Origin of the sequence: Mycobacterium sp. (assembly GCF_049278535.1) — a bacterium.
Lineage (GTDB): Bacteria > Actinomycetota > Actinomycetes > Mycobacteriales > Mycobacteriaceae > Mycobacterium.
In genome coordinates this window covers 1-10,502 of the sequence record NZ_JBAPMI010000307.1, presented here as the reverse complement: position 1 = coordinate 10,502, position 10,502 = coordinate 1, and the positions used below count along the sequence as shown (strand labels likewise).

The following is a 10,502-nucleotide window of genomic DNA, read 5'->3' as shown; positions in this document are numbered from 1 at the left end:
GGTGGACGAGCACAAGGGCCTCAAGGTCGACCTGGCCACGCTGGACCTGTCCGAGCCCGCGGTCTACGAGATGTTGCAGCGCGCCGACTCCGTCGGGGTGTTCCAGGTGGAGTCGCGTGCGCAGATGGCCACGTTGCCGCGGCTGAAGCCGCGGGTGTTCTACGACCTGGTGGTCGAGGTGGCGTTGATCCGGCCCGGGCCCATCCAGGGCGGATCGGTGCACCCGTACATCCGGCGGCGCAACGGCCTCGACCCGGTCGTCTACGACCACCCGTCGATGGAGCCGGCGTTGCGGAAGACGTTGGGAGTGCCGCTGTTTCAGGAACAACTGATGCAGCTCGCGGTGGACTGCGCCGGCTTTACCGGCGCCGAGGCCGATCAGCTGCGCCGTGCCATGGGATCCAAGCGGTCGACCGAACGCATGCAACGGCTGCGCGGCCGGTTTTACGACGGCATGCGGCGCGTGCACGGCGCCGCCGACGAGGTGATCGACCGGGTCTACGAAAAGTTGGAGGCATTCGCCAATTTCGGCTTCCCGGAGAGTCATTCGCTGAGCTTTGCGTCACTGGTCTTCTATTCGTCGTGGTTCAAACTGCATCACCCTGCGGCGTTCTGCGCGGCGCTGCTGCGTGCGCAGCCGATGGGCTTCTACTCGCCGCAGTCGCTGGTGGCAGACGCCCGCCGGCATGGGGTGACGGTGCACGGCCCTTGTGTGGCCGCCAGCCTGGTGCATGCCACGCTGGAGAACTCCGGAACGGAGGTGCGGCTGGGCCTGGGTGGCGTCCGTCACATTGGGGATGCCCTGGCCGAAAAGCTGGTTGAGGATCGAAAGGCGAACGGCCCCTTCAGTTCTCTGCTGGATTTGACGACTCGGGTTCAGCTGTCGGTGCCGCAGACCGAATCGCTGGCAACCGCAGGAGCGCTGCGCTGCTTCGGGATGTCGCGGCGCGAGGGACTGTGGGCGGCCGGTGCGGCCGCCACCCAACGTCCGGATCGCTTGCCTGGGGTGGGTTCGTCGTCGCATGTACCGGCACTTCCCGGGATGAGCGAGGTGGAACTGGCCGCGGCCGACGTATGGGCCACCGGTATCTCGCCGGACAGCTACCCGACCCAGTTCCTGCGGTCGGATCTCGACGAGATGGGAGTGGTGCCCGCCGCCGATCTGCTCTCGGTGCCCGACGGGTCGCGCGTGCTGGTGGCCGGGGCGGTCACCCACCGGCAGCGGCCCGGGACTGCTCAGGGGGTGACGTTCATCAACCTCGAGGACGAGACCGGGATGGTCAACGTGCTCTGTACGCCGGGGTTGTGGGCGCGCCACCGCAAGCTGGCTCAGTCGGCGTCGGCACTGCTGGTCCGTGGTCAGGTCCAAAATGCCAGTGGCGCAGTCACTGTCATGGCCGAGCGGTTCGCCAAGCTCACCCTGAAGATCGGATCAAAGTCCCGTGACTTCCGGTGACCACTTGTGTCACACGTCTAGGTGCTGATGCTTTTTCATTTCGTGGCCATATGCGATATCACCAGCGCGGCGCGCCAGAGTGATATCGCATGCGAACCCAATTCCGGAACCGCCTCCGGGTCAGCTGAGGGTGCGGGCGGGAACAGTGTGACGTCGCGGCATGAGTAACCTCGCGCACATGGCCCTTAACCTTTATGTCGACGAACTGCTCACCACCACCCGTTCAGTCCGCAAGCGCCTCGACTTCGACAAGCCGGTGTCGCGCGAGGTCCTGATGGAGTGCCTCGACCTGGCGCTGCAGGCGCCCACCGGCTCCAATTCGCAAGGCTGGCAATGGGTTTTCGTGGAGGACGCGGAGAAGAAGAGGGCAATCGGCGAGATTTACCTGGACAACGCCCGCGGCTACCTGAAGTCGCCGTCAACCGAATACGGCGAGGGCGACACCCGCGGCGAGCGGATGGGCGCGGTCAGGGATTCCGCGTCTTATCTCGCCGAGCACATCCACGAGGCGCCGGTGTTGATGGTCCCCTGCATCGAAGGCCGCGAAGACAAGCAGCCGATGGGCGGAGCGGGCTATTGGGCGTCGCTGCACCCCGCCGTCTGGAGCTTCTGCCTGGCGTTGCGCTCGCGCGGGCTGGGCACCTGCTGGACGACGCTGCACCTGATTCGCGGCGGCGAGCAGAAGGTGGCCGAGCTACTCGGCATCCCCTACGACAAGTACAGCCAGGGTGGCCTATTCCCGATCGCGTACACCAAGGGCACCGATTTCAAGCCGGCCAAACGGCTGCCGGCCGAGCAACTCACGCACTGGAACAGCTGGTAAGTCACCCGGCGAATCGCACCCTTAACGAGACGCGGCCCGACTCGTGCGCCGTCCCGAATCACAATCAGCCTGCGCCCGAACACTTTTCCCAACAGCGGCGCGTTGATGAGTCGGCTGACAAACGCATTAATCCCATCTGACCGACGCTAATCAGACGGCGCCGGCGAAACTCTGTTGCCGCCACGCCTCGTACACTGCGACCGCGGCGGCATTGGCCAGATTGAGCGAACGACGTCCATCCAACATGGGAATGCGCACCCGCTGGGTGATGTGCGGGTCGGCCAACGTCGCCGCGTCGAGCCCGGTGGGCTCGGGACCGAACATCAGCACGTCGCCGGCCTGGTATCCGACGTCGGTGAACAGGTGCGTTGCGTGCGCGGTGAAGGCGAAAACCCGCTGTGGTCGCAGCGCCGTCCAGGCGTCATCCAGTGACCGGTGGACGGTGACCGACGCCAGGTCGTGGTAATCCAGCCCGGCCCGGCGCAGCTTGGGCTCGGACAGGTCAAAGCCCAGCGGCTCGACGAGGTGGAGTTCTGTTCCAGTGGCCGCCGCGGTGCGGATTGCATTGCCGGTATTGGGCGCGATACGCGGCGAGTAAAACAGCAGCTTGAACACAACACACCGTAACCGGAAATGGGGCATTTGCCCGATGCGCGCAAAGCTGCGCGCGAGCAAAATCCCAGGTTTATGAACCGATTAATCGCAGGGTGTGCAGCGGCGGTAACGGTGTCCGGTGGCCTCTGGCTGACCGGTCTGGGACTGACCGCAGGTATCGCTACGGCCAACCCGCCCGGCTGCGGCCAATATTCGGCGTGTTGGTGTCCGGGGCAGCCGATGCCAGGAAATGTGGTGGGAGATTGGGACACCGGTGGCTGCCACGACTTTCACTGGGCCAGCGACGACTTTCCGCCCGGGCCACACATGCAGATCGAGCAGGGCCCGAAGCCGCGCGACCCCAGTTGCCCGCCCTGGGCAACGATCTTCAGCGGCCCGGCCCAGTGCGGCGGTCTCTGAGCGCCTTTACCAGGGCGGCTAAGTACCGCGATAACTGACTCCGAAAAATTTGCTCGGCTATCGTCCGCGGTCTCTGACGCGGGTCGCTGAACTCTGTCTGTTCAGTAAGAATTGTGGTCTCTGCAGCCGCAGCCTGGCATACTCGTGCAATTGCCAGGCGTATATCGCTTGCCCGTCGCTCGGGGCGAGCGCAATTAGCAGGAAGTCTCATGAACGACGCGCTAACACTGCGATTCGGCGGAGCGGACGCTAACCCCGCGCCGGTCCGGTGACCATGTTTGCCCGCGCTTCGCGGGCGATCGCACCGGCTAAAAGTCGGACTGCAGTTAACGAAAGCGCCGAATCCGCATCGTCAAAGCGACCGCCGACGTGGTCGCTTCGCAATTGGCCGGTGCGGTGGAAAGTCGTGGCAATTGTCGCCTTGCCATTGGTATTGGCGATGGTTTTCGGAGGATTGCGTATCGCGAGTGCGGTAAGCGACGCGCACCGCCTTCGGTTAGCTGCCGATCGCGCCGAGATGGTTCCGGCGATTACCAAATACATGTCGGCGCTCGATGTGGCGTTGCTGGCGACCTCGACCGGTGGTGATGTCGAGGGTGCCAAGAAGAACTACGACGCACGCAAGCACGAGCTGGAGGCCCGGCTGGCCGGGACGAACGTCGCCCCAGACGTGAGCGCGGGTGTGGACGCGATGCTGGACGGCGGCCAGGCGCTGTTGGACAACGTCGCGAAGAACACCCTCGGTTTGCGGGTGCGGGTCACGACGTACGCGCCCATCCTGTTGACCGCCGAGAATGCCATCGACGGCTCGGTACGTGTCGACAGCGAGCAGATCCGCGCTGCGGCGCAGGGACTCAGCCGGGCAGTCGGGGCCCGCGGCCAAATGATGATGCAGCAGCTGCTGATCACCCGCGGTGCCGACCTGCCCGAGCCCGAGCTGCGCACCTCGATGATCACCCTTGCCGGCACCGAGCCGTCAACGCTGTTCGGGATGGCTGAGGTGCTCGGCGTCGGCTCGCAGGAGGCCAAGAACCTGCAGCAACAGATGGTCACCCGGATGGGGTTGATGTCCAATCCGGCGACCAAGCTCGTCAACAGCCCGGACCTGCTGCACTCGGTGCAAACCACTGACGGCATCGCCGCGCAGATCATCAAGGACACCACCGCGAAGGTGACCAGGGCCGTCGAAGACCAGGCCCACAGCCGGCGCAATGCCGCGATCCGCGACACCGTTCTGGTGGTGGCGGCCATCATCGCCGCACTCATCGTCGTGCTGCTGGTGGCGCGCTCGCTGGTCCGGCCGTTGCGGGTGCTGCGCGACGGCGCCCTGAAAGTTGCGCACGAGGACCTCGAGCGCGAGATTGCCCGGGTCCGGGCCGGTGATGAATCTCCTCCCGAGCCGCTGCCGGTCCACACCACCGAGGAAATCGGCCAGGTCGCGCACGCGGTCGACGAATTGCACACGCAGGCATTGCTTTTGGCCGGCGACGAGGCCCGGTTGCGGATTTTGGTCAACGACATGTTCGAAACCATGTCGCGGCGCAACCGCTCGCTGGTCGACCAGCAGCTCTCGCTCATCGACCGACTCGAGCGCAACGAGGAGGACCCCGAGCGGCTCGACAGCCTGTTCCGTCTCGACCACCTCGCCGCCCGGATGCGCCGCAACGGCGCCAACTTGCTGGTGCTGGCCGGCGCGCAGACCTCGCGGGGAGATCAGCGCACCACGGTCCCGCTGTCGTCGGTCATCCACGCGGCCGCCTCCGAGGTCGAGGACTACCGCCGAGTCGAAACGTCGATGGTGCCCGACTGCACGATCGGCGGCGCCGCCTCCGGCGACATCGCGCACCTGCTCGCGGAACTGATCGACAACGCCCTGCGGTACTCGCCGCCTGCGTCGCCGGTCCGGGTCTCGGCCGGGTTCCGCAGCGACGGCGCTGTCCTGCTGCAGATCGTCGATGTCGGACTGGGTATGACCGATGGCGACCGGCGCATCGCCAACATGCGCCTGCGGGCCGGTGGAGAGGTCAGCCCCGACAGCGCCCGCCACATGGGTCTTTTCGTGGTCGGACGGCTGGCCGACCGGCACGGTATCCGGGTGCGGCTGCGCGGCTCGTCGCTCGAGGACGCCCGGTCGGGCACCACGGCCGAGGTGTACCTCCCGGCGACCGTGCTGGCGGGCGCCGATGCCGTTCCGTCGCAACCACTGGAACCGGCCGCGATGACGCCGTTTGCGGTGCCGGACGAGCCGGCGGCCGCTGCGCCGGACTACGGCGACAGCCCGGAATTCGGCGCGCTCACCGACGACACCGAGCGCAACGGTTCGGACTCGACCGAGTCTTCGATCAGCCTGTTGCCGCGGCGCAAGCCCGGGAGCAGCGGCATCACCGGTGTACCGGCCGCGCCGCCGGATCAGCCGGCGCACCACGAGCCATCACCTGCTCCGGACGACGTCGAGCCGACACCGGAACAGCCTGTGGCACAGCCGGTTTCGAACACCTCATCGTTCTTCGGCTCACGGATTCGCCTCTCCCGGGAGAAGCGGCAAGCAGCCAAGGCCGAGCCGCCGGCAGTCGCGCCGGCCGCACCGGAACCGGTGGCTCAGGCCGATTCGCCGGAGGCCGACGACGTCTGGAACGCTGAGGCCCCGGCGCCGTCGAGCGAGTCGTCCCACGACGACGTGATCTACCAGCGGATGCTCTCGGAATGGCTGGTCGACCCGCGCGAGCTGGTGCAGAGCCCCGATCTGGATTGGCAGTCGGTGTGGGACCGTGGTTGGTCAGCCGCCGCCGAGGTGGAGAGCCTGCCCGTGCAGGCTCACACCGAACAGGGCCTGCCGGTCCGCGAGCCCGGTGCCCGGCTGGTGCCGGGCGGTGCCGACAGCGGGAAGAACGGAACCGCGCACCACCGTGCCGTTGATGACGACGGGTTAGCATCGAACGGCGGATTCGACTCTGGGCGTACCCCCTCGCACGAGGCCCCGGTGCGAGACCCCGATGCTGTCCGTGCGTCCATCAGCAGTCATTTCGGCGGCGTCCGCGCAGGACGATCGCATGCCCGCGACACTGACCAAGGATCCGATCACGAATGACCTCAGGCTCCCAACCGCCACGCTCGGAAAACTCCCTGGACTGGCTGGTGTCGAACTTCGCCCGCGAGGTCGGTGGGGTGACGCACGCCATTCTGGTATCCGTCGACGGGCTGCTGATGGCGGCCAGCGAACGACTGCCTAAGGAGCGTGCCGACCAACTCGCCGCGGTCTCATCGGGGCTGGCCAGCTTGGCCAACGGCGCCGCGCAACTCTTCGACGGCGGCCAGGTCTTGCAGTCGGTGGTGGAGATGCAGAACGGCTACCTGCTGCTCATGCAGGTTGGTGACGGGTCGCATCTGGCAACGTTGGCCGCGACATCATGTGACATCGGCCAAATCGGTTATGAGATGGCTGTTCTCGTCGAACGGGTGGGAAACGTCGTGCAATCGTCCCGACGTGCTCCATCACACTCGTGAGTCGACATGGACAAGCGCGAGCCATTCGGGTCCGAGCCGCCTCCGCCTGAGGCGAGCCTGGTCCGGCCGTACACATTGACGGCCGGACGAACCAAGGCGAGCGTCGAGATTCCGCTGGAAGCGCCGGTGCAGACCTTGCAATCGGCAATGTTTCACCGGTGGCCTCGGGGCGACGTGCGGGGCAGAATCGTTGAGCTGTGTGTCAAGAGCCCGTCGGTGGCCGAGATATCGGCTCGGCTAAATTTGCCGCTCGGTGTCACGCGCGTGTTGGTCGGCGATCTGGTCACTTCGGGTTACCTTCGAGTGAACCGGACGTTGACTGAACGCTCGACCCGCGATGAACGCCGCGAACTGATAGGAAGGACGCTCCGTGGCTTACGAGCGCTTTGATGCGGCGAACCCGCCGCATCCGAAGTCGCGCGAAACCGCGTCCACCAAGATCGTCATCGCCGGGGGATTCGGTGCCGGTAAGACGACGTTCGTCGGCGCGGTCTCGGAGATCATGCCGCTGCGGACTGAGGCGATGGTCACCGACGCGTCCGCCGGCGTCGACATGATGGACGCCACCCCAAACAAGCGGACCACGACGGTGGCAATGGACTTCGGCCGGATCACGCTGGACGAGGACTTGGTGCTCTACCTGTTCGGGACGCCGGGGCAGCGCCGATTCTGGTTCATGTGGGACGACCTGGTGCGCGGTGCGATCGGCGCGGTCATCCTGGTGGATTGCCGGCGTCTGCAGGACTGCTTCGCCGCGGTCGACTTCTTCGAGCACCGCAACCTGCCATTCCTCATCGCGGTCAACGAATTCGATGGCACGCCAAGGTTTCCCGCGGCCGAGGTGCGCAAGGCTCTGACGCTGCCCGCGCATGTCCCCGTGATCAACATCGACGCCAGGGACCGCAGGTCGGCCACTGACGCTTTGATCGCGGTCAGCGAATACGCACTGGCAAGCTTGACTCACACCGCGTAGTGCATTGGACCGATTGCGAATTCGTCGGCCGCGACTTCCGCGACGACGATCTCAGCCAGCTGCGCACCGAGCGCGTGGTGTTCACCGAATGCGATTTCAGCGGCGTCAATCTCACCGAGTCAGAGCATCTGGGATCGGCGTTTCGTAACTGCACGTTCAAGCTGACCGCTTTGTGGCACAGCACTTTTCGTCAGTGCAGCATGCTGGGCTCGGTTTTCGAGCGATGCCGGATGCGGCCGTTGACCCTCGACGAGGTGGACTTCACGCTCGCGGTGCTCGGCGGGAACGACCTTCGCGGCCTCGACCTGAGCGGCTGTCGGCTGCGTGAAACCAGCCTGGTGGAAGCCGATCTCCGAAAAACCGTGCTGTGCGGCGCCGACCTCACCGGTGCGCGCACCGTGGGCACGCGTCTCGACGACGCCGATCTGCGCGGTGCCGTAGTCGACCCTCAGCTGTGGACCACCGCGTCGCTGACCCGGGTGCGGGTCGACATCGCACAAGCGCTCGCCTACGCCGCCGCCCACGGGTTGCGAATGGACGGCGAGCGCGATCGGTGACGCCTTAACGCTTGAGCCGAATACTCCATCGCACATAGCCGGCGTAGAACAGCGACAGCGCGACGAGCATGCCCATGTCGAACAGGTAGATGTGCTTGGAGTGCTGCCATATCGGGTCGTTGGTCGGAATCTGCTTGACCTTGACCAGGCTCGGGAAGTCGATCGACGACGCCCCCGCGGCATAACCCCAACGCCCCGGTGTCAGCCACGACAACTGGTTGAGACCCGCTCGGCCGCTCACCGGGATCATCCCGCCGGCCAGCACGAGCTGGGACATGATCGACACCACCAGCAGCGGCATGATCTGCTCGTTGGACTGCGCTACTGCTGAGAGCATCAGGCCGAGAATGGCCGAGGCCACGCAGGTGCCGGCGACGGTGACGAACAGCGAGAACGTCGAGTTGTCGAAGAACTGCGGGTGCGCGGTGGGCGCGCCCTTGCCGAGCCTGACGATGATCGTCGCGATCGCCGCCTGGCTGGTCGCGAATGCGCAGAAGACGGCGACTTTGGCGAGCAGATAGGCGGTGGTGGATAAGCCGACCGCCTGTTCTCGCTTGAAGATCGGCCGCTCGCCGATCAGGTCGCGGATGGTCAGCGCTGTGCCCATGAACACGGCTCCGATATTGAGCAACACCATGATGTACTGCGGCTGGGTGGGCGCCAGACCGAGCGGATCGGCAGGCCCCAGACCGGGTTTCGGGCCTTTCACGGTCAGCGACAGCGCACCGATCAGGAACGGCAGCACCGCCAAGAACACCGAGTAGCCGCGATCGGAGATGACCAGACGCACCTGGCGGCGCGCGATGGTGGAAAGCTGGCGCAGCAGGTCGGTGTGCACGGGTTCGCCCAGATCGGCCGGGCTCTCCGCTGCCGGCACCTGCGAGTCTCGTCGGCCGCCTCGTTCCAGGAACCGGCGATTCGCCTCGTCCGGGTCGGCGCCCACGTTGGCGAAGATGTCCGCCCAGTTGGTGGTTCCCAACGCTTCACCCACCTGGCTGGGTGGCCCGTTGAAGGCGGTCTTGCCGCCGGGGGCCACCAGCAGGATCTGGTCGCACACGTCCAGGTAGGACACCGAGTGCGTCACCACCAGCACCACGCGGCCGGCGTCGGCGAGTTGGCGCAGCATCAACATCACCTGACGGTCCAACGCAGGATCCAGACCGGAGGTCGGCTCGTCGAGTAGCAGCAGCGACGGCTGGGTGAGCAGCTCCAGTGCGACAGACGCGCGTTTGCGCTGGCCGCCGGAGAGCTTGTCGACGCGGGTGTCGGCGTGCTTGGTCAGGTCGAGCTCCTCGAGCACCTGCGCGACGACCTGTGCCCGTTCCTCTTTGCTGGTGTCCGGTGGTAGCCGCAGCTCGGCGGCGTATCCGAGCGCCTGGTTCACGGTCAGCTGGCGGTGCACCACGTCGTCCTGCGGCACCATCCCGATCCTGCTGCGCATCGTCGCGTACTCGGAGTGGATGTTATGGCCCTCGAACGTGACCGTTCCCGAGCTGGGGCGGGTGTATCCGGCGATCAGCCGCGACAGCGTGGTCTTGCCAGCGCCGGACCCGCCGATGATCGCGGTCAGCGTGCCCGGCCGGGCCGTCAGCGAAATTCCGTCCAGGAGCTCCTTGCCGTCGATCCTGAAGTGAACGCCTTTGACCTCCAGGCCTCCGCTGCGCGTCGCGGCCTCAGTGCGGCGGACGAGGTTTCCGTCGGTGAAGACGAGGTCGATGTTGCCGATCGTGACCACGTCGCCCTCGTTCAACACCGCCGAGCCGACGCGCACGCCGTTGACGAAGGTGCCGTTGACGCTGTGTGCGTCCCGGATCTCGGTGCCGAGCGGCGAATCGACCAGGAACGCGTGATGGCGCGACGCCAACACGTCCTGGATCACGATGTCGTTGTCGTTGGCGCGGCCGATCGTCGCCGACCCCGGTGGCTTGTCCGGGGTCAACGACCCGGGCAGGATCGCCTGGATCATCTTGGTGGCCAGGTTGCCGACCTCGGGCGGCGTGCTGATCGCCGGCGGTGCCATTCGGGTGTCTGGTTGGACGATCTGCATCGGAGGCACCCGTTGCCGGGCCGGTGGTGGCGCCTGGTGCGGCGGGCTCGCCGGGTAGCCGGGCGGACGCTGGGCTTGGTAACCCGGTGGCGGCGGGGCACCGGGATAGGGGCGCGACGGTGCCGGCC

10 protein-coding genes are annotated in these 10,502 nt (G+C 66.3%); 8 read left to right on the top strand and 2 right to left on the bottom strand.

The genetic code is table 11. The features are described 5' to 3' along the window. Positions 1-1,456 (top strand): OB-fold nucleic acid binding domain-containing protein (locus tag WAO18_RS20375; protein WP_422208045.1); only part of this gene is annotated, 1,456 nt, incomplete at its 5' end. A 178-nt stretch (positions 1,457-1,634) separates the two neighbouring features. Beyond that, positions 1,635-2,279: a nitroreductase family protein gene (locus WAO18_RS20370; protein ID WP_422208044.1), complete on the top strand. Its 645-nt coding sequence runs from the start codon at positions 1,635-1,637 to the stop codon at positions 2,277-2,279. A gap of 150 nt (positions 2,280-2,429) precedes the next feature. On the opposite strand, the gene WAO18_RS20365 is transcribed toward WAO18_RS20370, so the two are convergent. Then, entirely contained in the window at positions 2,430-2,894 is a 465-nt protein-coding gene (locus WAO18_RS20365) for a tRNA (cytidine(34)-2'-O)-methyltransferase (RefSeq protein ID WP_422208043.1), read from the bottom strand. A gap of 111 nt (positions 2,895-3,005) precedes the next feature. On the opposite strand from WAO18_RS20365, the gene WAO18_RS20360 reads away from it, so the two are divergent. From WAO18_RS20360 to WAO18_RS20335, 6 genes are all read left to right on the top strand, one after another. Continuing rightward, complete coding sequence (locus WAO18_RS20360; protein WP_422208042.1) at positions 3,006-3,293, top strand: hypothetical protein; 288 nt, start codon at positions 3,006-3,008, stop codon at positions 3,291-3,293. Positions 3,294-3,567: 274 nt separating this feature from the next. Beyond that, on the top strand, positions 3,568-6,381 hold the full coding sequence (locus tag WAO18_RS20355) for an ATP-binding protein (RefSeq protein WP_422208041.1): 2,814 nt from the start codon (positions 3,568-3,570) through the stop codon (positions 6,379-6,381). Further along, positions 6,378-6,797 carry a roadblock/LC7 domain-containing protein gene (locus WAO18_RS20350; RefSeq protein WP_422208040.1) on the top strand — a complete coding sequence of 140 codons (420 nt, stop codon included), beginning with the start codon at positions 6,378-6,380 and terminating at the stop codon, positions 6,795-6,797. Before WAO18_RS20355 ends, WAO18_RS20350 begins: the two co-directional genes overlap by 4 nt. A gap of 6 nt (positions 6,798-6,803) precedes the next feature. Beyond that, entirely contained in the window at positions 6,804-7,187 is a 384-nt protein-coding gene (locus tag WAO18_RS20345) for a DUF742 domain-containing protein (RefSeq protein ID WP_422208039.1), read from the top strand. Beyond that, positions 7,168-7,770, top strand: a complete 603-nt coding sequence (locus WAO18_RS20340) for a GTP-binding protein (protein WP_422208038.1) — start codon at positions 7,168-7,170, stop codon at positions 7,768-7,770. The genes WAO18_RS20345 and WAO18_RS20340 overlap by 20 nt, the downstream gene beginning before the upstream one ends. After that, entirely contained in the window at positions 7,770-8,327 is a 558-nt protein-coding gene (locus tag WAO18_RS20335; protein ID WP_422208037.1) for a pentapeptide repeat-containing protein, read from the top strand. The genes WAO18_RS20340 and WAO18_RS20335 overlap by 1 nt, the downstream gene beginning before the upstream one ends. A gap of 4 nt (positions 8,328-8,331) precedes the next feature. Here WAO18_RS20335 and WAO18_RS20330 read toward each other — a convergent pair. Beyond that, positions 8,332-10,502: ATP-binding cassette domain-containing protein (locus WAO18_RS20330; protein WP_422208036.1), on the bottom strand; the 2,171-nt coding region annotated here is incomplete at its 5' end.

Excerpts from the sequence above, each read along its gene's own strand:
- WAO18_RS20370 (WP_422208044.1), top strand. The coding sequence starts at position 1,635 with ATGGCCCTTAACCTTTATGTCGACGAACTGCTCACCACCACCCGTTCA.
- WAO18_RS20355 (WP_422208041.1), top strand. The coding sequence starts at position 3,568 with ATGTTTGCCCGCGCTTCGCGGGCGATCGCACCGGCTAAAAGTCGGACT.
- WAO18_RS20350 (WP_422208040.1), top strand. The coding sequence starts at position 6,378 with ATGACCTCAGGCTCCCAACCGCCACGCTCGGAAAACTCCCTGGACTGG.
- WAO18_RS20345 (WP_422208039.1), top strand. The coding sequence starts at position 6,804 with ATGGACAAGCGCGAGCCATTCGGGTCCGAGCCGCCTCCGCCTGAGGCG.